Source organism: Micromonospora sp. NPDC049049 (assembly GCF_040649115.1).
Classification (GTDB): domain Bacteria; phylum Actinomycetota; class Actinomycetes; order Mycobacteriales; family Micromonosporaceae; genus Micromonospora.
This window is the reverse complement of the sequence record NZ_JBEZEX010000009.1, coordinates 1-26,287: the sequence shown is the minus strand read 5'-3', so window position 1 is coordinate 26,287 and position 26,287 is coordinate 1. Positions and strand designations below refer to the sequence as shown.

The 26,287-nt window shown below is 72.7% G+C and carries 30 protein-coding genes; 29 read left to right on the top strand and 1 reads right to left on the bottom strand.

Annotation, left to right across the window (positions count from 1 at the left end; genetic code table 11):
- The first annotated feature begins 384 nt into the window (after positions 1-384).
- The 18 genes from AB0B68_RS11820 to AB0B68_RS11735 all read left to right on the top strand — a co-directional run bounded on the left by AB0B68_RS11820 (position 385) and on the right by AB0B68_RS11735 (position 18,113).
- Entirely contained in the window at positions 385-1,788 is a 1,404-nt protein-coding gene (locus tag AB0B68_RS11820) for a putative peptidoglycan glycosyltransferase FtsW (protein ID WP_357259768.1), read from the top strand.
- Positions 1,788-2,894, top strand: a complete 1,107-nt coding sequence (gene murG / locus AB0B68_RS11815) for an undecaprenyldiphospho-muramoylpentapeptide beta-N-acetylglucosaminyltransferase (RefSeq protein ID WP_355007673.1) — start codon at positions 1,788-1,790, stop codon at positions 2,892-2,894. The genes AB0B68_RS11820 and murG overlap by 1 nt, the downstream gene beginning before the upstream one ends.
- Positions 2,891-4,456, top strand: a complete 1,566-nt coding sequence (gene murC / locus AB0B68_RS11810; RefSeq protein WP_357202571.1) for a UDP-N-acetylmuramate--L-alanine ligase — start codon at positions 2,891-2,893, stop codon at positions 4,454-4,456. Before murG ends, murC begins: the two co-directional genes overlap by 4 nt.
- On the top strand, positions 4,453-5,271 hold the full coding sequence (locus tag AB0B68_RS11805) for an FtsQ-type POTRA domain-containing protein (protein ID WP_357202568.1): 819 nt from the start codon (positions 4,453-4,455) through the stop codon (positions 5,269-5,271). Before murC ends, AB0B68_RS11805 begins: the two co-directional genes overlap by 4 nt.
- Before the next feature lie 244 nt (positions 5,272-5,515).
- Entirely contained in the window at positions 5,516-6,631 is a 1,116-nt protein-coding gene (gene ftsZ / locus AB0B68_RS11800; RefSeq protein WP_091407710.1) for a cell division protein FtsZ, read from the top strand.
- A gap of 9 nt (positions 6,632-6,640) precedes the next feature.
- Complete coding sequence (locus tag AB0B68_RS11795) at positions 6,641-7,384, top strand: YggS family pyridoxal phosphate-dependent enzyme (RefSeq protein ID WP_357202566.1); 744 nt, start codon at positions 6,641-6,643, stop codon at positions 7,382-7,384.
- Positions 7,385-7,576: 192 nt separating this feature from the next.
- Positions 7,577-8,269, top strand: coding sequence for a cell division protein SepF (gene sepF, locus AB0B68_RS11790; RefSeq protein WP_357202563.1), 693 nt, complete (start codon positions 7,577-7,579; stop codon positions 8,267-8,269).
- A 30-nt stretch (positions 8,270-8,299) separates the two neighbouring features.
- Positions 8,300-8,605 (top strand): YggT family protein, encoded by a 306-nt coding sequence (locus AB0B68_RS11785; protein WP_030334503.1) that lies wholly within the window; start codon positions 8,300-8,302, stop codon positions 8,603-8,605.
- Between the two features lie 44 nt (positions 8,606-8,649).
- Positions 8,650-9,459 carry a DivIVA domain-containing protein gene (locus AB0B68_RS11780; RefSeq protein WP_355007668.1) on the top strand — a complete coding sequence of 270 codons (810 nt, stop codon included), beginning with the start codon at positions 8,650-8,652 and terminating at the stop codon, positions 9,457-9,459.
- 80 nt (positions 9,460-9,539) lie between these two features.
- Entirely contained in the window at positions 9,540-10,289 is a 750-nt protein-coding gene (locus AB0B68_RS11775) for a hypothetical protein (protein ID WP_357202559.1), read from the top strand.
- 10 nt (positions 10,290-10,299) lie between these two features.
- On the top strand, positions 10,300-10,605 hold the full coding sequence (locus AB0B68_RS11770) for a DUF167 domain-containing protein (RefSeq protein WP_355007667.1): 306 nt from the start codon (positions 10,300-10,302) through the stop codon (positions 10,603-10,605).
- A 22-nt stretch (positions 10,606-10,627) separates the two neighbouring features.
- Entirely contained in the window at positions 10,628-12,127 is a 1,500-nt protein-coding gene (locus AB0B68_RS11765) for a potassium/proton antiporter (RefSeq protein WP_357202555.1), read from the top strand.
- Between the two features lie 225 nt (positions 12,128-12,352).
- Positions 12,353-12,772 (top strand): TraR/DksA C4-type zinc finger protein, encoded by a 420-nt coding sequence (locus AB0B68_RS11760; RefSeq protein WP_091407724.1) that lies wholly within the window; start codon positions 12,353-12,355, stop codon positions 12,770-12,772.
- Between the two features lie 64 nt (positions 12,773-12,836).
- Positions 12,837-13,454, top strand: coding sequence for a signal peptidase II (gene lspA / locus AB0B68_RS11755; RefSeq protein WP_357202549.1), 618 nt, complete (start codon positions 12,837-12,839; stop codon positions 13,452-13,454).
- Positions 13,451-14,395, top strand: coding sequence for an RluA family pseudouridine synthase (locus AB0B68_RS11750; protein WP_357202546.1), 945 nt, complete (start codon positions 13,451-13,453; stop codon positions 14,393-14,395). Before lspA ends, AB0B68_RS11750 begins: the two co-directional genes overlap by 4 nt.
- Positions 14,396-14,437: 42 nt before the next feature.
- Complete coding sequence (locus tag AB0B68_RS11745) at positions 14,438-15,469, top strand: hypothetical protein (RefSeq protein WP_357202543.1); 1,032 nt, start codon at positions 14,438-14,440, stop codon at positions 15,467-15,469.
- 74 nt (positions 15,470-15,543) lie between these two features.
- Positions 15,544-17,226 (top strand): AAA family ATPase, encoded by a 1,683-nt coding sequence (locus tag AB0B68_RS11740; protein WP_357259621.1) that lies wholly within the window; start codon positions 15,544-15,546, stop codon positions 17,224-17,226.
- 194 nt (positions 17,227-17,420) lie between these two features.
- Positions 17,421-18,113, top strand: coding sequence for a DUF2567 domain-containing protein (locus AB0B68_RS11735; protein WP_357259764.1), 693 nt, complete (start codon positions 17,421-17,423; stop codon positions 18,111-18,113).
- On the opposite strand, the gene AB0B68_RS11730 is transcribed toward AB0B68_RS11735, so the two are convergent.
- Entirely contained in the window at positions 18,028-18,735 is a 708-nt protein-coding gene (locus tag AB0B68_RS11730; protein WP_357202537.1) for an LON peptidase substrate-binding domain-containing protein, read from the bottom strand. The genes AB0B68_RS11735 and AB0B68_RS11730 overlap by 86 nt on opposite strands.
- A 106-nt stretch (positions 18,736-18,841) precedes the next feature.
- Between AB0B68_RS11730 and hisD the strand changes: the two genes are divergently transcribed.
- The 11 genes from hisD (at position 18,842) to AB0B68_RS11675 (ending at position 26,211) form a co-directional block, all read left to right on the top strand.
- Positions 18,842-20,164, top strand: a complete 1,323-nt coding sequence (gene hisD / locus AB0B68_RS11725) for a histidinol dehydrogenase (RefSeq protein ID WP_357259618.1) — start codon at positions 18,842-18,844, stop codon at positions 20,162-20,164.
- On the top strand, positions 20,161-21,234 hold the full coding sequence (locus AB0B68_RS11720; protein WP_357259614.1) for a histidinol-phosphate transaminase: 1,074 nt from the start codon (positions 20,161-20,163) through the stop codon (positions 21,232-21,234). The genes hisD and AB0B68_RS11720 overlap by 4 nt, the downstream gene beginning before the upstream one ends.
- Positions 21,231-21,842, top strand: a complete 612-nt coding sequence (hisB, locus tag AB0B68_RS11715; protein ID WP_030334475.1) for an imidazoleglycerol-phosphate dehydratase HisB — start codon at positions 21,231-21,233, stop codon at positions 21,840-21,842. Before AB0B68_RS11720 ends, hisB begins: the two co-directional genes overlap by 4 nt.
- Positions 21,843-21,900: 58 nt before the next feature.
- Positions 21,901-22,071, top strand: a complete 171-nt coding sequence (locus AB0B68_RS11710) for a hypothetical protein (protein WP_357259611.1) — start codon at positions 21,901-21,903, stop codon at positions 22,069-22,071.
- A gap of 13 nt (positions 22,072-22,084) precedes the next feature.
- Positions 22,085-22,717 carry an imidazole glycerol phosphate synthase subunit HisH gene (hisH, locus tag AB0B68_RS11705; RefSeq protein WP_357202529.1) on the top strand — a complete coding sequence of 211 codons (633 nt, stop codon included), beginning with the start codon at positions 22,085-22,087 and terminating at the stop codon, positions 22,715-22,717.
- Positions 22,718-22,753: 36 nt separating this feature from the next.
- Positions 22,754-23,077, top strand: coding sequence for a hypothetical protein (locus AB0B68_RS11700; RefSeq protein WP_355007656.1), 324 nt, complete (start codon positions 22,754-22,756; stop codon positions 23,075-23,077).
- A 14-nt stretch (positions 23,078-23,091) separates the two neighbouring features.
- Positions 23,092-23,817: a bifunctional 1-(5-phosphoribosyl)-5-((5-phosphoribosylamino)methylideneamino)imidazole-4-carboxamide isomerase/phosphoribosylanthranilate isomerase PriA gene (priA, locus tag AB0B68_RS11695; protein WP_357202526.1), complete on the top strand. Its 726-nt coding sequence runs from the start codon at positions 23,092-23,094 to the stop codon at positions 23,815-23,817.
- Positions 23,814-24,203, top strand: coding sequence for a RidA family protein (locus tag AB0B68_RS11690; RefSeq protein WP_357202523.1), 390 nt, complete (start codon positions 23,814-23,816; stop codon positions 24,201-24,203). The genes priA and AB0B68_RS11690 overlap by 4 nt, the downstream gene beginning before the upstream one ends.
- A gap of 81 nt (positions 24,204-24,284) precedes the next feature.
- On the top strand, positions 24,285-24,731 hold the full coding sequence (locus AB0B68_RS11685) for a MarR family winged helix-turn-helix transcriptional regulator (protein ID WP_357202520.1): 447 nt from the start codon (positions 24,285-24,287) through the stop codon (positions 24,729-24,731).
- Between the two features lie 5 nt (positions 24,732-24,736).
- The gene (locus tag AB0B68_RS11680; RefSeq protein WP_355007798.1) at positions 24,737-25,168 is read left to right on the top strand and encodes an organic hydroperoxide resistance protein; all 432 of its coding nucleotides are present in this window, start codon (positions 24,737-24,739) and stop codon (positions 25,166-25,168) included.
- A gap of 47 nt (positions 25,169-25,215) precedes the next feature.
- The gene (locus AB0B68_RS11675; RefSeq protein WP_355007653.1) at positions 25,216-26,211 is read left to right on the top strand and encodes an NADP-dependent oxidoreductase; all 996 of its coding nucleotides are present in this window, start codon (positions 25,216-25,218) and stop codon (positions 26,209-26,211) included.
- Positions 26,212-26,287: the final 76 nt, after the last annotated feature.

Genomic DNA, 26,287 nt, shown 5'->3' with positions numbered 1-26,287 from the left:
CGGAACGTCCTCTCCTGGGTGTTTTGCCGGTGCACAAAGTGCAAGATCGACGCGGGAGGGCGGCGGGAGGGCGGCGGGAGGGCGGCGTGGGGGCGGGTTCGACACGCCCGGTGAGGCGTTGTGGGGCGGTGGGGCGTGTTCAGCGGTGATGATGTCGGGGTGGGGGAGGAAATCGGCACTGAGGATGAGACTGTCGGACGACCGCGACGGTCGCCGAGCGCGGCGCGTACACCGGTGGCTGCCGGGGCGCGCGGTTCGGAGCGCGGCGCGGCGGCCCGCGAACCCGGACCCGGGGCACGGGAGCCCGGGGCGGCGGGACGGGGGCCGGAGGCCGTAGCGGCGACACCGCCGCGCGGGTTCGACGCGGCCGGCGGGCTCGCCGCGCTGCGCGGCCTGCTGGACCGGCCGCTGACCTCCTACTACCTGCTGCTGTCCTGCGCCGGCCTGCTGCTGCTGATCGGGCTGACCATGGTCTTCTCGGCGACCAGCGTGAAGGACTACGCCGAGGACGGCAACGCCTCGGCCTCGGTGACCAAGCAGGCCATCTTCGCGGTGATCGGCATCGGCGCGTTCTGGGTCTGCCAGCGCCTGCCGGCCAGCACCTACCGCTCGCTGGGGCGGCCACTGCTGTTCGCCTCGGTCGCCCTCCTGGTGGTGCTCAACCTGCTTGTCGCGATCGCCCGCCTGACCAAGCAGGAGTCGGCCAGCTTCGGGCCGGTCGAGGCCCGGCTGAACTGGCTGTTCGTCGGCGGAATCCAGCTACAGCCCTCTGAGTTGGCCAAGTTCGCGATGGTGCTCTGGGGTGCGCACCTCGTCGCCCGAAAGGGCGCCGCGCTCGGGTGGTGGCGCGAACTGGCCACCCCGCTCTTTCCGGTCGTCGGCCTGCTCTTCGTCCTGGTCGGCTACAACGACACGGGCACGATGCTCTGCCTGCTGGCCCTGGTCGTGGGCCTGCTCTGGGCCGCCGGGGTGCGGATGCGGGTCTTCGGGGCCCTGGCCGCGGCCGGGCTGGTCGGGATCGGCCTGCTCGTGGCGGTGGCCTCACTGGGCGCCGGCTCCGGCGAGCGCGGCGCGGACAACTACCGCCTCGCCCGGCTGGACATGTTCTTCAATCCACCGGACCCGGAGACCTGCAAACTCAACGACTGCCTCCAGTTCTACCAGGGGCGGCTGGCCATCGAGCACGGTGGCTGGTTCGGTGTCGGGCTGGGCAAGGGCAGCCTGAAGTGGGACTGGCTCCCCGAGGCGCACAACGACTTCATCTTCGCGATCATCGCCGAGGAGCTGGGCGTGATCGGGTGCGTCGTGGTGCTCAGCCTCTTCGCGGTCCTCGCGTACACCGGTTTCCGGATCGCCCGGCGGGTCGACGACCCGTTCCGCCGGCTCGCCGCAACCGCCGTGACCACCTGGCTGGTCAGCCAGGCCGTGATCAACATCGGTGGGGTGGTGGGGCTGCTGCCGATCACCGGTCTGCCGTTGCCGTTCATCTCCGACGGCGGAAGTGCCCTGGTGGTGACGTTGGCGGGCATCGGCATGCTGGCGTCCTTCGCCCGCGCCGAACCCGATGCGGCCAGAGCACTGCATGCCCGTCCGCCGGCCCGGTGGGTCCGACTACTCTGGGCCCCGTTGCCGCCGCTTCCCGGCCGGCGTCGCCGGCCGGCGACGCCGCCCGCTGGCCGAGGGTCCGTACCCCGGTCCCGCGAGCGGCGCCATGACGATCAGGCCGCGCCGCGCGGGGTCCGACAGGACCGAAGCCGCGGTGGTACGGCGAGCGAGAGGAGACGCTGATGGGTCCGCTGCGTTCGGTGGTGCTCGCGGGAGGTGGCACCGGGGGGCACGTCTACCCGCTGCTCGCCTTCGCCGACTGCCTGCGCCGACACGACCCGGGCGTCCGGATCACCTGCCTCGGCACACCACGGGGCATGGAGAACGACCTGATCCCGCCGCAGGGCTACGACCTGCGGCAGATCCCGGCGTACCAGCTGCCCCGGTCGGTCAACATGAACCTGGTCCGCACCCCGGGTCGGATGTGGACCGCGGCCCGCGCCGCGGGCAAGGTGATCGACGAGGTGCGCGCCGACGTGGTCGTCGGCTTCGGTGGGTACGTCTCGGTGCCGGCCTACCTGGCCGCGTGGCGCCGCGAGCTGCCCATGGTGATCCACGAGGTGAACGTGCCACCGGGCGTGGCCAACAAGCTGGGCATGAAGTTCACCAAGAACGTGGCCGTCGGCTTCCCGAACCAGCCGAGCCAGGCCGAGTCGCTGCGGGACGCCACAGTCGTCGGTGTGCCGCTGCGCCGCGCCATCGCCGGTCTGGACCGGTACGCGCTGCGTAACGCCGCCCGCGCCCACTTCGGGCTCCGCCCGGACCTGCCGGTGCTCTTCGTGTCCGGCGGCTCGTCCGGTGCCCGCTCGATCAACCTGGCGGTCTCCGGGGCAGCCAAGGAGCTGGCCCGCAACGGCGTGCAGGTGCTGCACGTGATGGGCGCCCGCAACGAGCCGGTGCCGATCCCCACCGACCTGCCGGTGCCGTACGTGACGCTGCCGTACCTGTCCGAGATGGAGCTGGGCTACGCCGCCGCCGACCTGATGCTGGCCCGGGGCGGGGCGATGACCGTCGCCGAGGTGGCCGCGATCGGGCTGCCCACGATCTACGTGCCGTACCCGCACAGCAACCAGGAGCAGCGGCGCAACGCGCTGCCCGTGGTGGAGGCCGGCGGTGGGCTGCTGGTCGACGACGCGGAGCTCACCCCGGACTGGCTGGAGCGCACAGTCATCCCCCTCATCCGTGATCCACAGCGGCTCTACAACATGGGTGCCGCCGCCGGGTCCTACGGCCGGCGCGACGGCGACGAGGCGCTGCGTTCCTTCGTGCTGGCGGCGGTGGCCCGATGACCGCGCAGTTCACCCCGGCCGGCACGCTCACCGCCGAGGACCTGGGCGCCGTCCACCTGATCGGAGTGGGTGGGGTGGGCATGCTCGGCGTGGCCCGGCTGCTGCTCACCCGCGGTATCCGGGTCTCCGGCAGCGACCTGCGGGAGTGGCCCTCGCTGGCCGGCCTGCGGGCGCTCGGCGGCACCATCCACCTCAGTCACGAGGTGAGCAACCTCGACGGCGTGGACACGGTCGTCTACTCGTCGGCCATTCCCCAGGACCACCTGGAGCTGGTCGAGGCGCGTCGGCGCGGCCTACGCGTGCTGCACCGCTCGGAGGCGCTCGCCGCGGCGATGACCGGCCGTCGGGCGGTGGCCGTCGCCGGTACGCACGGCAAGACCACCACCACCTCGATGGTGACGATGGTGCTCCAGCAGGCCGGTGTGGACCCGTCCTTCGTGATCGGTGGGGAGATCTCCGAGGTCGGTTCGGGCGCCCACCACGGCACCGGCGAGCACTTCGTGGTCGAGGCGGACGAGAGCGACCGCTCGTTCCTCATCTACCGCCCGTACGTCTCGATCATCACGAACGTCGAGGCGGACCACCTGAACACCTACGGCGACTACGCGACGCTGGAGGCGGCGTTCGTGGAGTTCGCCCGCCTCACCGACCCGGACGGGTTCATTATCACCTGCGTCGACGACCCGGGCGGTCGGCGGTTGGCCGAGAGCCTGCGGTCCGAGGGACGACGGGTGTTCACCTACGGCGAGGCCGCCGACGCCGACCTGCGGTTGACCGAGATGGTCTCCTCCGCGCGTGGAGTGCGCTACCTGGCCGCGATCGACGGGCGGTCGCTGGGCGAGTTCCGACTGCCGGTGCCGGGCCGGCACATGGGGCTGAACAGCGCCGCCGCGGTGCTGGCCGCGTACCTGCTGGAACTGCCGCTGGAGGCGGCGGAGGCCGCGCTGGCGGTCTTTCCCGGGGTGCGACGGCGCTTCGAGCGCAAGGGTGTCGCGGACGGCGTGCTGGTCTACGACGAGTACGCCTACCACCCGACCTCGATGACGTTGGCGAACCAGACGTTGCGCGAGGTCGCCGGGGATGGCCGGCTGATCGTCGTCTTCCAGCCGTACCGGCTGTACCGCACCCGCGACAACCAGGCGGAGATCGCCGAGGCGTTGGCCATCGCGGACGAGGTGGTGCTCCTGGAGGTCTTCGGGCCGGGTGAGTTGCGTCAGCCCGGCGAGGGCTCGGCGGCACTGATCGCGGCGGTGGATCTGCCCGCCGACCGCAAGGTCTTCGTGGAGTCGTGGGAGCAGGCCCCGATCGAGGTGGCCCGTCGCGCCCGCTCCGGGGACGTGGTGGTCACCATGGGCGCCCCGCCGATCTCGCTGATGGGCGACGAACTGCTGGCGGCCCTGGGTGAGCGTGCGGCCGGCTCGGCACCGACAGCGACCGTCGACCCGGTGGCCACCACCCCGGCGATCGGTGATCCGGTGCCGGGTGGGGCGACATCCGGCGGCGACGGTGCGGCTCTCGGTGGCACTGCCGTGCCCGGCGGCTCGGCGCCCACCGCCGGATGAGTCCCGGCCCGGCCCGAGGGCGGACCAGCGCCGCCGACGGTGGCGCTCAGCGCCGCGGTCCGGCCCGGCGGTGGCAGTTGGTCCGGGCGGGCCGCGACGCGGTGCCGCCCTCGACCCGCCGGTTCATGGCCCGTGCCCGGCAGCGTCGCATGCGTGCGGCGCTGCCGTGGGCGGTGGCCGCCGGCGTGCTCGCCCTGGCCGGGCTGGTCGCCTGGACGGTGCTCGGCACCGGGCTGTTCGGTGTGCGGGAGGTGCGCGTGGAGGGTGCCGACCTGGTCACCCCGGTGCAGGTGCACGACGCGGCAGGGGTGCCGGACGGAGTGCCGCTGGCCCGGGTGGACCTGGCCGCAGTCGCCCGTCGGGTCGGTGCGCTGCCGGCGGTGGAGCGGGCCGCGGTCTCCCGGGACTGGCCCGGCGCGCTGGTGGTGCGGGTGACCGAGCGGACAGCGGTGGCGGTGGTGCCGCAGGGCGAGGTGTTCGCCCTGATCGACCGGAGCGGGGTGGCGTTCCGGACGGTGGAGCGACGCCCGGCGGACCTGCCACAGGTGACTGTGGCTCGCCCGGCCGCCGACGACCCGGGCACCCGGGCCGCGCTGGAGGTGCTCGTCGCGCTGACGCCGCAGCTGCGCGCGGAGCTGGTGGACGTGAACGTGGCGGGGCTGGCCCGGATCAGCCTGCGGTTGCGCGGCGACCGAACGGTGGTCTGGGGCGACGCGACCCGGGGTACGGACAAGGCTCGGGTGGCCACCGCGCTGCTCGACGAGGACGCCGACCGGATCGACGTGAGCGCGCCGGATGTGGTGACCTTTCGTTGACCAGGGAGCGTGCGCGGCGTGACCCGTGGCGCTCCGCGCGGCGACACGCCGCCCGGGTCCTTGGCTCATGGCGCGGTGGCGCTTACGTTGCCCCGAAGAGCTTCAGTGGTTGACATAACTGTAAGCCTCTAGTAGAGGGTTAGGGTTCACCCCTGATCCTCGTTGGAGACAGCTGTCGTCGGCCGCTGGTCTGGCCACGCCGTAACCGGTCGGCCGAAGCCAATCTCGAAGGAAAGGACCGGAGATGACACCTCCGCACAACTACCTGGCGGTCATCAAGGTCGTCGGCATCGGGGGTGGCGGCGTCAACGCCGTCAACCGGATGATCGAGGTTGGGCTCAAGGGCGTCGAGTTCATCGCGATCAACACCGATGCGCAGGCGCTGCTGATGAGCGACGCCGACGTCAAGCTCGACGTTGGTCGGGAGCTGACCCGTGGCCTGGGGGCCGGGGCCAACCCGGACGTCGGGAAGAACGCCGCCGAGGACCACCGCGACGAGATCGAAGAGGTGCTCAAGGGCGCCGACATGGTCTTCGTGACCTGCGGCGAGGGCGGCGGCACCGGCACCGGCGGCGCGCCCGTGGTGGCCAACATCGCCCGCAAGCTCGGCGCGCTGACCATCGGGGTGGTGACCCGGCCGTTCTCCTTCGAGGGCAAGCGCCGCCAGGTGCAGGCCGAGACGGGGATAGACGAGCTCCGCAACCAGTGCGACACGCTGATCGTCATCCCGAACGACCGGCTGCTGGCCCTGGGCGATCGCAACATCAGCATGATGGACGCGTTCCGTACGGCCGACCAGGTGCTGCTCTCGGGTGTGCAGGGCATCACCGACCTGATCACCACCCCGGGTCTGATCAACCTGGACTTCGCCGACGTCAAGAGCGTGATGAGCGGCGCCGGCAGCGCGTTGATGGGCATCGGCAGCGCCCGCGGCGAGAACCGCGCGGTCGAGGCGGCCGAGGCGGCCATCTCCAGCCCGCTGCTGGAGCAGAGCATGGACGGCGCGCGGGGCGTGCTGCTCTCCATCGCCGGCGGCTCCGACCTGGGCCTGTTCGAGATCAATGACGCCGCCCAGCTGGTCACCGACGCGGCTCACCCGGACGCCAACATCATCTTCGGCGCTGTCATCGACGACGCGCTCGGTGACGAGGTTCGGGTGACTGTCATCGCGGCGGGCTTCGACGGCGGCACGCCCGCGTACAAGGCGGCCGAGCCGACCCGCAAGACCAACACCAACCAGCCGGCACCGCAGAGCACCCCGGCGCCTGCGCCGGCCACCAACCCGGCTCCGGCCCAGTCGCCGCGTCGCGTGCTCTTCGACGACGTGGACGTTCCCGACTTCCTCAAGAACGGGTCCTGAGCACCGCCGATGACCGACAGCTCAGCCACGGTACGACCAGATCGGCACGCCGAACTCGCGGCCGGTCTGGCCCAGGTCCGGTCCCGGGTCGATGACGCCTGCGCGCAGGCCGGCCGGGACCGTTCCGAGGTGACCATGATCGCGGTGACGAAGACCTACCCGGCCAGTGATGTGTTGGCGCTGGCCGGGCTCGGGGTGACCGACATGGGGGAGAACCGCGACCAGGAGGCAGCCGGCAAGGCCACCGAGGTGGCCGCCGCCGGGGTGCGTCCCCGCTGGCACTTCATCGGCCAGTTGCAGCGCAACAAGGCCCGCTCGGTGGTCCGCTACGCCGACGTGGTGCACTCCGTCGACAGTGTCCGGCTGGCCCGGGCGTTGGCAACCGCGACAGCGGACCGGCAGGAGCCGCTCGACGCTCTGGTCCAGGTGAGCATCGACGGCGACACGGCCCGGGGCGGTGCCCTGCCCGGCTCGGCGGATCCGGCCGCCGGTCTGGAGCCGGTGGCCGAGGCGGTCGCCGACGCGTCGGGGTTGCGTCTGGTCGGCCTCATGGCTGTCGCTCCGCTGGGGTGGGAGCCGGAGCGGGCGTTCGCCCGGCTCGCGGAGGTCGCCGACGCGTTTCGGGCTGTCCATCCGGGAGCCACCGCGCTGTCGGCCGGTATGAGCGGGGATTTCGAAATAGCGATCCGTTACGGCGCGACACATGTCCGCGTCGGTAGCGCGTTGCTCGGAATGCGTCCCACGCTGCGGTAGCCTGACCGCGAGACAAGCAAATTACATCAGTGTTGTTTCAGGGGCGGGCGTCTCCCGGTTGGGGGTCGTGGCGCGCGACGCGAATCGCGCGCCGGGGGGATTGCTGTTCCGGTCCGATGGGCATGGTTGTCCACTCGCGACGGGCGACATGGCACGGGGGCGCGTGCCGCACGGCGGACGGAAGGGCGCGGGATGGGTGCACTGCGCAAGGCGGGGGTCTGGCTCGGTCTGGTCGAAGAAGACGACGAGCGGGCCTACGACGACGGTGGCTACGACAAGGGTGGCTACCGCGACTCGCGGTACCGGCAGAGCCGGTACGCCGAGGAGTTCGCCGACGACGACGAGGACGACGCCGAGGAGCCGCCGGCTCCCCGGCCGCGCGACAGCGGGCGGGGCCGACTCTCCGAGCGGTCGAGCACGCGGTTGAGCGAGTCCGAGCGCGGCGACGGTGAGCGGCCGGAGCGGATCGAGCGGTCCAGCGTCCGGTCTATCACCCGGTCGTCGGCGGGCGAGACCTCCGGTGCGCTGACCTACCACACTCGGGACAACCTGGCCCTCGCGCCGCAGGTCACGTCGCGTGAGCGGGCCCTGCCCGAGGAGGAGCAGCGTTACCAGATCACCACGCTGCACCCCACCACCTACCGGGAGGCGCGCACCATCGGTGAGCACTTCCGCGACGGTGTCCCGGTGATCATCAATCTCACCGAGATGGATGAGGCGGATGCCCGCCGTCTGGTGGACTTCGCCGCCGGGCTGGCGTTCGGCCTGCGCGGTACGATCGAGCGCGTGACCAATCGGGTGTTCCTGCTCTCACCGGCTAACGTCCAGGTCACCGCAGAGGACAAAGCCAAGATCGCTGAGGGCGGCTTTTTCAGTCTGAGTTGATCCCGCCCGACCCGAGGGACGTCGCTGACCGTGTTGTCGATCTTACTGCAAGTGCTGTACCTGATCCTTTATGTCTTCCTGCTCCTTCTTCTGTCCCGGTTCGTGTTGAGCGCCGTCCTCCAGTACGGCCGTCGCTGGCAACCGGGGCGTGGAGCATCGGCAGGATTGGAATCCGTGTGGAGCGTCACTGATCCCCCTCTCAACGCGTTGAGGCGTGTGATCCCTCCGCTGCGAATTGGTACCGTGAGCATCGACCTGGCCTCCCTTGTGCTCCTGGTTATCCTGTTCGTGCTGATGGAGTTCGTGTTAGGGCCGTCGATCAGGGCATCTGCCTGATGACCGACGCGCTTTCGCGGCCGCAACTGACCCGAGGAGTTTCGATGCCGCTGACCCCGGCCGACGTCCACAACGTCGCCTTCAAAAAGCCGCCGATCGGCAAACGGGGGTATGACGAGGAGGAGGTCGACGCCTTCCTGGATGAGGTCGAGCGCGAGCTCGCCCGTCTCATCGAAGAGAACAACGAGCTGCGCGCCCAGGTGGAGCGCGGCGGCCGTGGCGGCGCCCCCGCCGGCCCCGGCGGCGACGCCCGACTGGCGGCGGAGCTCAACGATGTCAAGGCCCAACTGGACCGGGTGCAGCGCGACAAGTCGGCGGCCGAGCAGGCTGCCCGCGCGATGCAGGCCGAGCTGGAGCAGGTCCGCTCGACCGGCGGCCCGGCCGGCGGCGTCACCGGTGACGGTGAGCAGCAGGCCCTGCGCGTGCTGATGATGGCCCAGCGCACCGCCGACGACCACGTGTCCGACGCTCGCCGCGAGGCCGACCAGCTGTTGTCCGAGGCTCGCGGCAAGGCCGAGGAGGTGACCCGGGAGGCGCGCGCCAAGGCTGACGCCCTTGAGCGGGACGCCCGCCAGCGGCACCAGGAGGCCATGGGCGGCCTGGACGCCAAGCGCACGGCGCTGCAGAAGCACATCGAGGAGCTCAAGCAGTTCGAGCGCGAGTACCGCACCCGGCTCAAGGCGTACCTGGAGAGCCAGCTGCGTGACCTCGACGGTCGTGGCCAGGGCCTCGAGGCCGAGATGACCCGCTCCGAAGCCGGCCGGGTCGCTGGCGGCAACGGGCTGGCCGCAGCGGGTCTCGCTGGTTCGTACGGCGGCGGCGGGCGCTCCGGCGCCCTCGAAGCCGGACGCTGAGCACCGGCCGGCGATCGCTGTCCGCCAATGGTGACGGTCGCCGGCCAGGCCTGGACGGTTCGACGCGGCGGGGGTGAGCCGTGATAGTCGCAAGTCTCCTGCTCATCCTCGTCGCGGTGGTGCTACTGGTGCTCGGCCTGGCCGGTGGCTCCAGCTTCTTGTTGGTCATCTCCATCGCGGCCAGTCTGCTGGCCGCCGTGGCGTTGGTGGTGGGGGCCCGCCAGGCAGCCGCCAACCGCGCCATGGCGGATCCCGGCCGGACCGACCGGCGGAATCCCGATGCGCCCCGTACGGCCAGCCAGGCCACACCGGGTGTCGCGTACGGGCCGCCGCTGGTCGAGCCGGAGGTGCCGGTCCAGCACGTGCCCACGACGTTTGGTACCGGCGGCACCGGGTGGCGGCAACCACCCGAGCCGCCGGTCGACCATGCGCCGCCGATTGATGAGGTGTCGCCGGTCGACCCGCCGCACGTCGAGGACGCGTCGCCGATGGTGAGTGCCGCGGACGAGGTGCCCGCGCGGGCCCGGCCGGTGAGCCCGGCGTCGCCCCTCGCGGCGTCGACCGGCGACGTGTTCGACCCGGCGGTCGCGGCGGTCGACGAGCCGGCCGCCCAGCAGATCACGCCCGCCGAGGCGGCCCGGGTGGCCCGACTGCTCGACGCTGTCGAGGTCGTCGACGGCCGCCCCCGTTACCACCTGGACGGCTGCCCCCACCTGATTGGCTGGCAGCCCGAGACGTTGCCGGTCGCCGAGGCCGTGGACCTCGGTTTCACCCCGTGCGCGCACTGCGCGCCGGCGACCGCTCTCCTCGCCGACGCCCGTCCGATCTGAAGCGGTGCCGGTGCCCGCGCAGGACACGCTCACAGTGGCGGTACGGGTGAAGCCCGGCGCATCCCGGGACCGGGTGGGTGGCCGCTTCGACGGCCCGCACGGGCCCGCCCTGGTGATCGCGGTCCACGACCCGGCCGTCGACGGGCGGGCCACCGAGGCCGCCCGGCGGGCGTTGGCCGGCGCGTTGGGCGTCCGGCCGGCCGTCGTGTCGCTGCGCGCCGGCGCGGCCAGCCGGGACAAGCTCTTCCTCGTCGATCGACCCGGCCCGGACCTGCCCGAGGTGCTGCGCCGTCTGCGCGACGGATCCGCCGAGTGAGGACAGCCCAGGCAAGGCAGCCGTGACTCCCGGGTTGGACATCGCCCTGCTGCTCGGTGCGGCAGTGCTGCTGGTCGCTGTCGGCGCGGTGCGACTCTCCACCCGGCTGGGTGTGCCCAGCCTTCTGGTCTACCTGGCTCTGGGCGTGGCGATCGGCGAGGGCGGGTTGGGCATCCGTTTCGACGACGTCGAGCTGACCCGGACCCTCGGCTTCTGCGCGCTGATCGTGATCATCGCGGAGGGCGGGCTCACCGCCCGGTGGACCACGCTGCGCCCGGTGCTCGGGCTGGCCTCCGCACTCTCCACTGTCGGCGTGGTCGTCAGCATCCTTGTGGTCGGCGTGGCCGTGCACCTGCTGCTGGGGCTGGACTGGCGGTTGGCGCTGCTCTACGGGGCGGTGCTCTCGTCCACCGACGCGGCGGCCGTCTTCGCCACTCTGCGCCGACTGCGGTTGCCGCCCCGGCTGGTGGCGACCCTGGAGGCCGAGTCGGGGATGAACGACGCCCCGGTGGTGCTGCTGGTGGTGCTGCTGTCCCACCGGGGTTTCGCGCACCCGTGGTGGTACGAGGTCGCGCTGGTCTGTTACGAGCTGGGCGTCGGTGCGGCGGTGGGCGTTGCCGCTGGCGTCGCCGGCACCTGGGCGCTGCGCCGGGCCGCGCTGCCCTCGGCCGGGCTCTACCCGATCGCCGCGGTGGGCATCACGGTGCTGGCGTACGCCGCGGGGGCCGTTCTGCACGCCTCGGGCTTCCTCGCCGTCTATGTGGCCGGGGTGTTGCTGGGCAATGCCCGCCTGTCGCACCGGCAGGCGATTCTCGGTTTCGCGGACGGGTTGGCCTGGCTCGCCCAGATCGGGTTGTTCGTGCTGCTCGGGTTGCTGGCCTCGCCGGGCCGGCTGGACGCGGCGGTGCTGCCCGCGGTGGTCGCCGGGCTGGCTCTGGTGCTCCTGGCCCGACCGTTGTCGGTGGCCGTCTCGGCGTTGCCGTTCCGGGTCGGGCTTCGGGAACAGGCGTTCCTGTCCTGGGCCGGGCTGCGCGGGGCGGTGCCGATCGTGCTGGCCACCATTCCGCTCTCCGAGCGGGTGCCCGGCGCGGAGCGGCTCTTCGACGTGGTCTTCGTGCTGGTGGTGATCTTCACGTTGGTGCAGACCGGGACGTTGGGGCCGTTCGCCCGCCGGTTGCGGGTGACCGCGCCGGCCGAGGCCGCCGAGATCCACGTGGAGACCGCGCCGCTGGAGCGGATGCGGGCGGACCTGCTCCAGGTGGAGGTGCCACCGGGCTCACGACTGGCCGGGGTGCACGTCGACGAACTGCGCCTTCCGCTGGGCGCGTCGGTGACCCTGGTGCTGCGCGACGGCGTGGGCTTCGTGCCCGCACCCGACACCCGGTTGAAGACCTGCGACAGTCTGCTGATCGTGGCGACCGCAGGGGTGCGGGACGCGGCGGAACGGCGGCTGCGGGCGGTCAGTCGGCGGGGTCGTCTGGCCCGATGGTTTGGTGAGTACGGAGATGAGGTGCCCAATTGATCTGCTAGCGTTCCCTTTGCCCCAGTTAGGCAGGGCTAGGGGCTGTTAGACGGTGCGACGGTGCGGCACGTTGTCGGACGCCTGTACGTTCCGTATTCTTGCCAACCTCGGGAGTGCGCGGCCATCGTCGCCGTGCGCCCCTTTTCGTCCATAGGGGACGCCTTTGTCGGCGCCCCCTGACCAGGCGCCGCGGACCGCGCGGTTCCCCGGCCTAGGGAGCGACCCATGGCGAAGCCATCCGACACCAGGACCGCCGGGCGCAAGCCGGTGGCGAAGGCCACCCGCAGCACGGCGGAGACCGAGAAGATCCGTGCGGCGCTGGCGGCGCGGCGGGACGAGCTTCGTGCCGAGTACGATCAGACGCTGAGTGAGATCACCGAGCTGCAGCGCGATCGGCTGACCGACTCGGCCGGGGATGACCAGGCCGACACGGGCACCAAGACGCTCGAGCGGGAGCAGGAGATCTCTCTCGCCAACAGCATTCTGGAACGGATCACGCAGGTCGAGCGCGCTCTGGAGCGCCTCGACGAGGGTGGTTACGGCTGGTGCGAACGGTGCGGCAACCCGATCCCGGTCGAGCGCCTCGCCGCCTTCCCGTCGGCCACCCTGTGTGTGACGTGCAAGCAGCTGGAGGAGCGTCGCTGAGGTCCGTTCCCCGGCGGCGATGAGACGGTGAGCGATCACCGCCAAGACTGTCGATGGGGAGCGCATGACCGCAGTACCGTCCGCCGAACCCGGCCGCACCGATCCGGGCGGCGGCACCCGCCGGCCCCGGGCCGTCGCGATCCTCGCCGGGGTCGCCCTGGTGGCCCTGCTGGCCGACCTGGTCACCAAGCACCTCGCGCTGGCCGCGCTGACCGACCGGGAGCCGGTCCGGCTGCTCGGCGGGTTCGTCTACCTGAGCCTGACCCGCAACAGCGGCGCGGCCTGGAGCATCGGCGCGGACCACACCTGGGTCTTCCCACTGATCACCATCGGTGTGGTCGGCTGGATCGTCTGGATGGCCCTGCGGCTGCGTTCGCTGCCCTGGGCGGTCTCGCTCGGCCTGGTGCTCGGTGGCGCGTTGGGCAACCTCGTCGACCGGATCTTCCGCGCGCCGTCCCCGTTCCACGGGCACGTGGTCGACATGATCAGCCTCTTCGACCCGTACGGCCAGGTCTGGCCGGTGTTCAACCTGGCGGACAGCTCGCTGGTCTGCGGCGTGCTGCTGGCCGTCCTGTTGGAGCTGACCGGCCGCCAGCGTGACGGCCGGCGGGCGGGGCGCGACGGCGACCCGGCCACGACGGACGCCGCCGCGCCGGGCACCGAGCAGCGGGAGCGGGCATGACCTCGGCGTTCGCCGCTGGCGGCGACCACCGTTCCCTTCCGGTTCCGGACGGCCTCGACGGCATGCGCCTGGACCAGGCCGTGTCCCGCCTGTTCGGGCTCTCCCGCACCGCCGCCGCGGCCCTGGTCGACGCCGGGGACGCGCTGGTCGACGGCTCCGCCCGGCCCAACTCGCACAAGGTCAAGGCCGGCTCCTGGCTGGACGTCACGCTGCCCGCCCCGGTCGCACCGCCGACCGTGGTGCCGCAGGCGGTGCCCGGCCTGCGGGTCGTCTACGCCGACGACGACATCGTCGTGGTCGACAAGCCGGTCGGGGTGGCCGCCCACCCGAGCCCCGGGTGGACCGGGCCGACGGTGATCGGCGCGCTCGCCGCGATCGGGCACCGCATCTCCACCAGTGGCGCCGCCGAACGCCAGGGCGTGGTGCACCGGCTCGACGTGGGCACCACCGGGATCATGGTGGTGGCCAAGAGCGAGCAGGCGTACACGGCGTTGAAGCGGGCCTTCAAGTACCGCGAGGTCGACAAGGGCTACCACGCGGTGGTGCAGGGTCACCTGGACCCGCTGCGGGGCACCGTCGACGCGCCGATCGACCGGCACCCCACCCACGACTACCGCTGGGCTGTGGTGTCCGGCGGCAAGCCGAGCATCACGCACTACGACACCCTGGAGGCGTTCCCGGCGGCGAGTCTGGTCGACGTCCGGCTGGAGACCGGCCGGACCCACCAGATTCGGGTGCACTTCTCCACCCTGCGGCACCCCTGTGTGGGTGACCTCACCTACGGCGCCGATCCCACCCTCTCGGCCCGTCTCGGCCTGGCCCGACAGTGGCTGCACGCCCGCGAACTGAGCTTTGTGCACCCCCGAACGGGGGACGAGGTCCGGTTCGTCAGCGACTACCCTGACGACCTGGAACGTGCGCTTCAGATCCTGCGTGACTGAGCGGCGACCGCCCGACACCGTTTCACAGAGGGGATCCCGCCCGTGCGCGCCGGCAACCTGCTGCGGCAGCTGGACCAGCGGTTGCTGCCGCCGCTGACCCGGGCGGTGGCCCGGCTGGCCGACCGGTCGGCGCGCTCCGGCGTGCTCAGTTGGGCCGCGGTGCTCTCCGCGGCGGCGGTGTTGGGCACTGCCGTCTGGGCTGTCGACGACAGCCCGGTCGGCGACCGAACTGTCGGCGAGGTCACCCGGGTCGGCGTTGCCGACGGCGACTCCGTTCCCGGCTACCTGCGGTCCGCCGCGGCCGACCTGGCGGCGCTGCCCGCGTCCGCCCCGGCCGCCGAGGGCGGGACGTACGCGCTGGTCACGCTCGACGCCTACCTGCCTCCGCAGCGGCTGGCGACGGTGCTCGGCGACGTGGGGGTCTCCACCGTCTTCGGGCGGGTTCCGCTGCCCGGCCGGCAGACCGAGATCGTCAAGATCCCCGCGCTGCGGGTGCCCGACGACGTGGTCGCCGGCATGGAGCAGGTGGCGGCCCGCAAGGAGACCGAGGCCGCCGACTACCGGGCCAGGGCGGCCGCCGTCGACGGCGACGGGGTTGGCGAGCGGGAGTTGCGGGAGCAGTACGTCAGCGGCGCCGACGTGGCCGCCGCCGAGGCCGCCGCGTACCGCACCGGCTGCGCCTGCGTCTACGCGGCGGTGGTTCGCGCGACGCCGGTGGCGCTGCGCGGTGTGGCGGCCCGGCCGGACGTACGGGCGGTCGACCCCGCCCCCGAGGTCTACCGGCTGGACCGGACGGTCTTCACGCCACCCCTGCCGGAGCAGCGTGACGTGGTGCGCCCTCCGGCCGACACGGGGCCGAGCCCCGTACCGACCCGGTCCGAACGGCCAGCGCCGATGATCAGCGCCCCGGCACCGTCGGCCTCCGTGGGCGAATCGTCGGAACCCGCACCAGTCGTGACGATTCCGTCACCCGAACCGTCGACGCCGGAGCCCACCGAGTCGACGCCGCCGAGTGTCACCACCTCGCCGGACGCCACCCTCGCCGAGCCGTTGACGCCATCGCCGTCGTCGTGATCTGCGCCGGCTGGTGTGCGCTCTGAGGTGTGGTCCGAATAGGGTTGGGTTCGTAGCCTGTCAGACAGAGATCGATGGCGCTGGGAGGGCGGGCCGTGGAGGGCAGTGAGACCGGCTGGGGCCGGCCGGCCGAACCAGCGCCGCGGTGGCGCGCGTTGTTGGACCGTGCCCGGCTGGGCGGTCGCGGCGCGGAGCAGACCGAGCCGGAGCGGCGTGGCGAGGAACCGCCGCCGGACCCGCTGCCACGGCGTGCGGCCCCCAACGGCTACGCCGGGCGGGCACCTGCCATCGGGCATCCGGCGGACCTGTCGTACGGCGCGGAGCCTGCTTACCGGGCCGAGGCGACCTACCGGGTCGACCCCGCGTACCGGGCCGAGCCGGACTACCGGGCCGAGCCCGCGTACCGGGCCGAGCCGGGTTATCGGGCCGAGCCGGACTATCGAGCGGAGCCGGCGTACCGGACCGAGCAGCCGGACTACCGCGCCGAGCCGGGTTACCGGGCCGAGCCGGGCTACCGCGCCGAGCCGGAGTACCGCGCGACGCCCGGCTACCGGGCCGAGCCGGACTACCGGGCGGACCCGGCTTATCGGGCCGAGCCGGGTTATCGGGCCGAGCCGGACTACCGCGCCGAGCCGGCGTACCGGGCCGAGCCCGAGCCGCCGGCACGCGGCCCCGACCCGGTCCCGTCGCGCTACGCGTTGCTGGACAATGGCTACCGACCGGGCGACCCGTCGGTGGAATCGCGGTACGCCCTGCTGGAGACCGGCTACCAGCCGGAGACCGGCTACCCGGCCGCCCCGCCGCCGCCCCCGCCGGTCGCCCCGCCGCCCCCGCCCCCGCCGCCGGTCGCCGTGCCCGTCCCGCCACCACCCGCCCCGGCGGTTGGCTCGGCGGTCGCCGAACGTGCCTACCCGGCCCGGGTCGAATGGCGCCCACCGGCCGTCGACCAGGAGCAGGAGCGCGCCAACGGGGTGCTCCAACGGGACCTCGGCACGCCCCGGGTGTTCGCCTTCGCCAACCCCAAGGGCGGAGTGCACAAGACGACCGCCACAGTGCTCGCCGCGGCGACGGTCGGCAGTGTGCGCGGCAAGGGTGTGCTGGCCTGGGACGACAACGAGTTGCGCGGCACCCTCGGCCTGCGCGCCGGCAGCGCCCGGCACGCCCGCACGATCCGGCACCTGATCAGCGACCTGGCCCAGATCGAGATCCTGGAGGGCGCGACCCTGCTGGACCGGCTGGACGACTACCTGCGGCACGCCTCCGACGGCTCGTACGACGTGCTGGCCGGCGAGGAGAGCCCGCGCTTCGCCCAGCGACTGGACCAGTTCACCGTCCGACGGGTGCTGGAGCTGCTGCGGCGCACCCACGACGTGGTCTGCGTCGACACCGGCAACAACGTGGAGAGCCCCAACTGGCGCACTGTGATGCAGGCCGCCGACCAGCTGGTGGTGACCACAGTGCCCCGGGAGGACGCGGCGTTCAGCGCGGACTGGATGCTCGACCTGCTGCACGAGGAGGGCATGGGCGAGTTGGCGGACAACGCGATCACCCTCATCTCCTGCCCGACCCCGGGTCGCTCGACGCTCCAGGACGACCTGGAGCGGCACTTCGCCACCCGTACCAGGGGCGTTGCCGTCGTACCGTACGACCCGGCTCTGGAGACCGGATCGTCGATCGAGTACCACCAGCTCCAGCCGGAGACCCGGCAGGCGTGGCTGCGGGCCGCCGCGATGATGGTGGAGCCGTTCGCCCGGTGAGCTGGTCTGCCGCCACCGGAGCCCCGGCCGGGCACCGGGCCTGAGAGGATCATCGGGTGAGCCCGGACAACCCCGACCGTGAGCGGCCCGTCGACGAGCCCGACCAACCCACGCCACCCCGTACGCCGGACGCGACACCGCCGGAGGTCGACCCGTCGGCCGGTACAGCGCCGGGCGAGTTCGGTCCGGGTCACCTGCCGCCCTCGGCGGCGTACGGGAGCTCGCTGGAGCTGCGGTTCGACGAACCGCGTCGTCCGCTGCGTGCCCTGGCGACGGTGCTGGGCGCCGTGCTCGCGCTCGCCGCGCTGGGTGTTCCGCTCGGGCTGCTCTGGGCCGCGCTCGCGCCGGACACCCCGGTGCTCAAGACCGCCGAGGGGGCGATCTACGCCGAGCCGCAACCGGAGCAGCCGATCGCCGCCGACGGCTGGTTCAGCCTGCTCGGGCTCGCCTTTGGGCTGCTTGTGGCCCTCGCCCTGTGGTTCGTGCTGCGACGGCGGCGCGGCCCGGTCGGGTTGCTCGCCGCGGTGCTCGGCACCCTGGTCGCCGCGCCGGTGGCCTGGCAGGTGGGACGGCGGATCGGTCTGGCCACCTTCGAACGGCTGCTGGCGACCGCCCCGGCCGGGCAGGCCTTCAGCAAACCCGCCGACCTGCGTGCCGGTGGCGTGGACTGGCTGCTCGGCGTGCTGCCGGTGCCGCACGGCAACCTGCTGCTGCCGGCGTTCGGGGCCGCGGTCATGTACACACTGCTGGCCGGCTGGTCGCGGTGGCCGGGGCTACGCCCCGAGCCCGAGCCGGGGGAGTTCAGTTGGGTGTCGGCGGGGACGCCAGCTCCGACAGCGGCACCGGAACCGCCCGCACCTGACGCAGCAGAGCCGCCTCGCGGTTGAGCAACCGCAGCTCGGCGCGGAGCCGGGAGGCGGTGTCGTCGATCGCCAGCAGCCGTTGCCGGTCGTCGACGGTGAGCGCTGCGGTCGCCGCCACCAGGTGTGAGAGCACTGTCGGGTCCTCCGGCAACTGCTCGGAGATCTCCTCCGGGTCGGACCGGATCAGGCCGAGGTACTGCCGGAACACCGCGATCACCCGGGCGGCCAGCAGATCGGCCACCTCGTCCGGGCCGCCCGGGTCGGGCAGCCACTCGACGTCGGCGGTCAGGTAGGGCTCGGCGCTGTCGTCGACCTCGGCGATCCGGAAACGACGCCGACCGACAGTGACGATGTCGAAGCCACCGTCGGTCAATTCGGTCACCTGGCGCAGCTCGGCGGTGCAGCCCACCTCGTGCAGCGTCACCTCGCCGACGCCCGACGTGGCCGGGGCGCCGGCGGGACCGGCGGGCGCGACCTCCCAGCCGGCCTGGATGGCCACCACGCCGAACTCGCGCGGGGCACCGTCGGGCAGGCCGACCAGGTGTCGGACCAGCGCCCGGTAGCGCTCCTCGAAGATGTGCAGCGGCAGCACCAACCCGGGAAAGAGCACCGTTGCGAGCGGGAACACCGGCAGCCGTGCGGTCACATGGTCGAGCCTAACCAATCTCGCCCGCGGTGGCGTGGCCCGGCTCACCGTCCCGGCGTACGGGCGGCTCGGGTGGGCGTCGGGTGGGCCGCCTAGACTCGCAAGGGTGCTGAATCGGATCGACCTGCGCGACGGTCTCGGTGACCCGCGCCGTCTGCTGCCCCGTGCCCAGCTCGACGTGTCCGTCGCCGTCGAGCGCATCCGTCCTCTGGTGGAGGCGGTCCGTGAGCATGGGTACCCGGCGATCCGGGAAGCGAGCGAACGGTTCGACGGCATCTCCCCGGAGGTGCTGCGGGTGCCGGTCGAGGCGATCACCGAGGCGGAGGGGGTGCTCGACCCGGCGGTGCGTGCCGCGCTGCTGGAGTCCATCGCCCGGGCCCGCCGGGTGCACGCCGACCAGCGGCGCACCGATCACGTCACCCAGGTGGTGCCCGGCGGCACTGTCACCGAGAGGTGGCTGCCGGTCGACCGGGTCGGCCTCTACGTGCCCGGTGGCCTGGCGATGTACCCGTCGACGGTGGTGATGAACGTGGTGCCCGCCCAGGCGGCCGGGGTGCGCTCGCTGGTGGTGGTCAGCCCGCCGCAGAAGGACAACGGCGGCCTGCCCGATCCCCGGGTGCTCGCCGCGTGCGCGCTGCTCGGCGTCGACGAGGTGTACGCCGTGGGCGGGGCCCAGGCGGTGGCGATGCTGGCGTACGGCGCGGCGGTGGACCCGGCCGGTGAGCTGCGGTGCGACCCCGTCGACCTGATCACCGGCCCAGGCAACATCTGGGTGACGGCCGCCAAGCGGCTGCTGCGCGGCGTGGTCGGCATCGACGCCGAGGCCGGGCCGACCGAGATCGCCATCCTGGCCGACGACACCGCCGACCCGGCGCACGTGGCCGCTGATCTGATCAGTCAGGCCGAGCACGACCCGCTCGCCGCGAGCGTGCTGGTCACCCCGTCGGTGGCGCTGGTCGAGGCGGTCGAGGCGGAGCTGGCCCGGCAGGTGCCGGCGACCAAGCACACCGAGCGGGTCACCACGGCGCTGACCGGTGAGCAGAGCGGCGTGGTCCTGGTCGACGACCTTGAGGCCGGGCTGCGGGTGGTCGACGCGTACGCGGCCGAGCACCTGGAGATCCAGACGGTCGACGCCCGGGAGTGGGCGCTGCGGGTCCGCAACGCCGGGGCGATCTTCGTGGGCGCCTGGTCGCCGGTGTCGCTCGGCGACTACTGCGCCGGCTCCAACCACGTGCTGCCCACCGGCGGCTGCGCCCGGCACTCCTCCGGCCTGTCCGTGCAGTCCTTCCTGCGCGGTGTGCACCTGATCGAGTACACCGAGGCCGCGCTGCGCGACGTGGCCCCGCACGTGGTCACCCTCGCGAACGTGGAGGACCTGCCCGCGCACGGCCAGGCGGTCCAGGCCCGTTTCCCGGGAGGGTCGGCGTGACCAGTCTGGACGATCTTCCGATCCGCGACGACCTGCGGGGGCTGTCGCCGTACGGGGCGCCGCAGTTGGACGTGCCGGTGCGGCTCAACACCAACGAGAATTCCCACCCGGTTCCGGAGCCGGTGGTCGAGGCGATCGGTAAGGCGCTCGCGGGCGAGCTGCGCGAGCTGAACCGCTACCCGGACCGGGACGCGGTGGCGCTCCGCGCCGACCTGGCCGACTATCTCGGGCACGGGCTCACCGTCGAGCAGGTGTGGGCGGCCAACGGCTCCAACGAGATCCAGCAGCAGCTGCTCCAGGCGTTCGGGGGGCCGGGGCGCACCGCGCTCGGCTTCGTTCCGGCGTACTCGATGCACCCGCTGCTGGCCCTCGGCACCGGCACCCGGTGGGTGCCCGCCGCGCGCGGCGTCGACTTCGGGTTGACCGCCGAGGAGGCGGTCGCCCAGGTCCGGGAGCACCAGCCGGACGTGGTCTTCCTCTGCTCGCCGAACAACCCCACCGGCACCGCACTGGACCCGGCGGTGATCGCTGCGGTGCTCGACGTCGCGCCCGGCATGGTGGTAGTGGACGAGGCGTACGCCGAGTTCGCCCGTCCCGGGACGGTCAGCGCCCTCGCGGTGCTGCCCGGCCACCCGCGGCTGGTGGTCACCCGGACGATGAGCAAGGCGTTCGGCTTCGCCGGTGGCCGGCTGGGTTACCTGGCCGCCGACCCGGCGGTGGTGCGGGCGGTGCAGCTCGTCCGTCTGCCGTACCATCTCTCCGCGCTCACCCAGGCCGCCGCACGCGCGGCGGTGGCGCACCGCGACGCCCTTCTCGGTACGGTGAGCGCGATCATGGCGCAGCGGGACCGGATCGTGGCGACGCTGCGCGAGCGGGGGTTGCGGGTCGCCGACAGCGACGCCAACTTCGTGCTCTTCGAGGTGGGCGGCGACCAGGCCGTCGTCTGGAACGCCCTGCTGGCACAGGGGGTGCTGGTTCGTGACGTCGGCCTGCCCGGCTGGCTGCGGGTGACCGCCGGCACCGCCGCCGAGACCGACGCCTTCCTTTCTGCAATGGAGACTTCGCAATGAGTCGGACCGCCCGGGTGGAACGGATCACCAAGGAGACCAAGGTCCTCGTCGAGATCGATCTCGACGGCACCGGTGCCGCCGAGATCAGCACCGGCGTCGGCTTCTACGACCACATGCTGCACCAGATCGCCCGGCACGGCGGCTTCGACCTGACCGTGCGCACGGTGGGTGACCTGGAGATCGACGCGCACCACACGATCGAGGACACCGCGTTGGCGCTGGGTGCCGCGTTCGACCAGGCGCTGGGCGACAAGGCCGGCATTCGGCGGTACGGCTCGGCCACGGTGCCGATGGACGAGGTGCTGGTCCGGGCCGCCGTGGACCTCTCCGGTCGGCCGTACGTGGTGCACGACGAGCCGGTGCTCGCCCCGTACATCGGGCCGGTGTACGCGACCAGCATGACCCGGCACATCTGGGAGTCCTTCGGTCAGGCGGCCCGGGTCACGCTGCACGTCGACGTGCTGCGGGCGGCCCGTCCGGGTGGTCACCCGGACGCGCACCACGTGGTGGAGGCGCAGTTCAAGGCGGTCTCCCGCGCGTTGCGCGAGGCCACCTCGATCGACCCGCGTTCCGCCGGAGCGATCCCGAGCACGAAGGGCGCGCTCTGATGAGCGCGAGGAGTGCAGCGCAGCGGAGCCCCGCAGTCGCGAATGGAAGGCGGCTCTGATGGGCGCCGCGTTGCCGACGTTGCTGCTGATCCTGGCCGGGGTGCTGGTGGGCGGCACCTGGTCGCTCTACCGGCAGGGCGCGCCGAAGGCCGCCGTGCTGATCACCGCGGTGCTCGCGGTGCTCGCCACTGTCGCCGGCGTGCTGCGGCTGCTGCCGGAGAACGGGTGATCGGGGTGACGACATGAGTGACGTGGTGGTGCTCGACTACGGCTCGGGCAACCTGCGCTCGGCGGAGCGGGCGTTGGCCGCCGCCGGAGCGGACGTCCGGGTGACCGACGACCTGGCCGCGGCGGCTGCCGCCGACGGTCTGGTGGTGCCGGGTGTGGGCGCGTACGCGGCGTGCATGGCGGGGATCGAGGCGCTGGGCGCCGGTCCGGTGATCGCCGAACGGGTGGCTGCCGGCCGGCCGGTGCTCGGCATCTGCGTGGGCATGCAGGTGCTCTTCGAGCACGGTGACGAGCATGGCGTGGTGACCAAGGGGCTGGGGCTGCTGCCCGGCGGGGTGACCCGGTTGGCCGCCGCCCGGTTGCCGCACATGGGCTGGAACACGGTTCGGGCTCCGCGGGAGTCGGTGCTGTTCGCCGGGTTGCCGGAGCAGAGCCGGTTCTACTTCGTCCACTCGTACGCGATGGGCGACCCGGCGGCGTTGGTCGCTGCCGGTGCCACTGTGACCACCGCCCACCACGACACGGATTTCGTCGCGGCGGTGGAGCGTGGCTCGTTGTCGGCGGCCCAGTTCCACCCGGAGAAGTCCGCCGACACCGGTGCCGCGCTGCTGCGCAACTGGCTCGCCACGTTGCCCAGCGGTGACTGAGCGCCGTCGCGCGGTGCCCGAGCAACGGGCGTCGCGGTGAGCCGGGAGCGCGCCCGCCGACGGGCGGAGCGGGAGGCGGAGCAGGCCCGGGAGCGGGCGGTCCGGCAGCGTCAGGTCGCCCGCCGGCAACGCCGTCGCGCGGTGGTCCGCAGTTTGACGCCACGGCTGCGGCGGGGTCGCTCCGGCCGGCTGGCCCGGCACACTAGGGGTGAGCGGGCCGCGATCGTGCTGCTCACCGGCGCGGCGTTGCTCCTGATCTGGACGTTTGTCGACAACCTGGCGTTGCGTATCGCGCTGATCGCGCTCTTGCTGCTCGTACTGCCGGCGATCGTGGTGATCGCCCTGGACCGTCGTACCTGATCGAGGAGAAGACCTTGAGCCTCACCCTGTTACCCGCGGTGGATGTCGCTGACGGCCGGGCCGTCCGGCTCGTGCAGGGCGCCGTCGGAAGCGAGAGCATCTACGGCGACCCGTTGGACGCGGCGCTGGCCTGGCAGCAGGACGGCGCGGAGTGGATCCACCTGGTCGACCTGGACGCGGCGTTCGGTCGGGGCACCAACGCGCACCTGCTCGCGGAGGTGGTGCGCCAGTTGGACGTGAAGGTGGAGCTCTCCGGGGGCATCCGTGATGACGAGTCGCTGCGCGCGGCGCTGGGCACCGGAGCGGCCCGGGTGAACATCGGGACCGCCGCCCTCGAGGACCCGGTCTGGTGTGACCGGGTGGTCGCGGAGTACGGCGACCGGGTGGCCATCGGGCTGGACGTGCGGGGCAACACCCTGTCGGCGCGGGGTTGGACCCGCGACGGTGGTGACCTGTACGAGGTGCTGGAGCGGTTGGACAAGGCGGGCGCGAGTCGGTACGTGGTGACCGACATCACCAAGGACGGCACGATGCGCGGGCCGAACCTGGATCTGCTGCGCGAGGTGTGTGCCCGTACGGACCGGCCGGTGATCGCCTCGGGTGGGGTGTCCACCCTGGACGACCTGCGGGCGTTGGCGACCCTGGAGTCGGCCGGGGTGGAGGGCGTGATCGCCGGCAAGGCGCTCTACGCGGGTGCCTTCACTGTGGCCGAGGCGTTGCGGACGCTGGCCGAGGCATGACGACGACGCGGCTGGGGTCGGGCGGCCCGTGGGAGCAGCGCTACGGGTACTCCCGGGTGGTCCGGGCCGGTGAGTGGGCCTGGACGGCCGGTTGCACGGCGACTGTGGACGGCCGGGTCGTGCACGTCGGTGACCCGGCCGCGCAGATGGCGCAGGCGCTGCGGATCGGGCTGGCGGCGCTCGCCGAGGTGGGTGCGGAGCCGGGGGACGTGGTCCGGACCCGGATGTACGTGACGGACCGGCTGCACGCCGACGAGGTGGGCCGGGCGCACAACGCTGTCTTCGGCGCGGTCCGGCCGGCCGCCACCCTTGTGGTGGTGGCCGGTCTGCTGGACCCGGAGCACCTGGTCGAGGTGGAGTTGGAGGCGTACCTCGGCGATCGCTGAGGTGACCGCCCTCGCGGCCCGCCGGGTGATCCCGCAGGCCGATAAGTTGTGCACAACTTAATTGTGGGCTACGGTTCAGTGGTGACGGATGACCTGGTGCTGCGCCGGCAGGTGTGCTTCGCGCTCTACGCCGCGTCGCGCGCACTGACCGACGTCTACCGGCCGATCCTCGACGAGGTCGGGTTGACCTACCCGCAGTACCTGGTGCTGCTGGTGCTCTGGGAGCGTCCCGACGACGCCCCGACGGTGTCCGAGTTGGGCGCCGAGCTGCGGCTGGACTCCGGCACGCTCTCCCCGCTGCTCAAGCGGCTGGAGGGGGCGGGCTTGGTGGTGCGGCGGCGGTCGGCCCGCGACGAGCGGCGGGTCGAGGTGGGCCTCACCGAGCAGGGCCGGGCGCTGCGCGAGCGGGTCTGCGATGTCCCGCTGCGGATCGCGCAGGCCACCGGGCTGGGCTTCGACGAGCTCGTCGCGCTGCGCGACACCCTCACCCGGGTCACCGACACCATCCACCGACAGAAGGAGCAGTGACCACCATGCAGGTTGTCTACACCGCGTCCGCGACCGCCACCGGCGACGGCCGGGACGGCCACGTCGAGACCTCCGACGGCACGTTCGCACTCGACCTGGCAGTGCCGAAGGAGATGGGCGGCGCGGGTGGCGCGGCCAACCCCGAGCAGCTCTTCGCCGCCGGTTACGCGGCCTGCTTCCACAGCGCGCTGCGGCTGGTGGCCCGCCGGGCCAAGGCCGACGTGACCGGTTCCGTGGTCGGCGCCGAGGTGGGCATCGGCCCGAACGGCAGCGGCGGCTTCGGGCTCACCGTGCAGCTCGTCGTCGACCTGCCCGCCGCGCCCCGCGAGGTCGCCGAGCAGATCGTCGAGCAGGCCCACCAGGTCTGCCCGTACTCCAACGCCACCCGTGGCAACGTCGACGTCACCCTCACCGTCCGCGAGACCCTGGCCGCGTGACCTCGCGGCCCCAGGCCCCCATCCGCGGACGAGAGGACGACCACCCCGTGACCAGCAACCGCGAGATCCACCTGGCCAGCCGCCCCCAGGGCTGGCCCACCGAAGACACCTTCCGGCTCGTCGAGACCGAGGTGCCGACGCCCGGACCGGGCCAGATCGTGGTCCGCAACCAGTACATGTCCGTCGACCCGTACATGCGCGGACGGATGAACGACGTCAAGTCGTACGTGCCGCCGTTCGCGCTCGACGCGCCGCTCGACGGTGCCGCGATCGGTGAGGTGGTGGCCAGCGAGGCGGCGGACGTCGCCGTCGGGACCACAGTCCTGCACGGGCTGGGCTGGCGGGAGTACGCGCTGCTCGACGCCGCCGCGGCCCGCCCCGTCGACCCGAGCATCGCCCCGGCCAGCGCGTACCTGAGCGTGCTCGGCATGATCGGTTTGACCGCGTACGCCGGGCTGCTGGAGGTGGCCGCGATGAAGCCCGGCGAGACGGTCTTCGTCTCCGCCGCGGCCGGCGCGGTGGGCAGCCTGGTCGGCCAGATCGCCAAACTCAAGGGCGCCGGCCGGGTGATCGGCAGTGCCGGCTCGCCGGCCAAGGTCGAACGGCTGCGGGCGCTGGGCTTCGACGCCGCCTTCGACTACCACGACGGGGTCCGCGAGTCGCTGCGGGCGGCAGCCCCGGACGGTGTCGACGTCTACTTCGACAACGTCGGCGGCGACCACCTGGAGGCCGCCATCTCGGTCATGAACCTGCACGGTCGGGCCGCCATCTGCGGCATGATCTCGCAGTACAACGCCACCGAACCGTCGGCCGCGCCGCGCAACCTGGCGCTGGTCATCGGCAAGCGGCTCACCCTGCGCGGCTTCCTGGTCAACGACCACAACGACGTGCGGGCGGCGTTCGTGCGCGACGTCTCGGGCTGGCTGCGCGACGGCACGCTGTCCTACGACGAGACGATCGTGGACGGCATCGAGAACGCCCCGTCGGCGTTCCTCGGCCTGCTGCGCGGCGACAACCTCGGCAAGATGCTCGTTCGCGTGTGACGCAGACCTCTCTCGCGGCGGGGGGCCCGGACGGGGCGGCCGCCCGGGCGCGGGGGGGGGGGAGGGGGGCGGGATG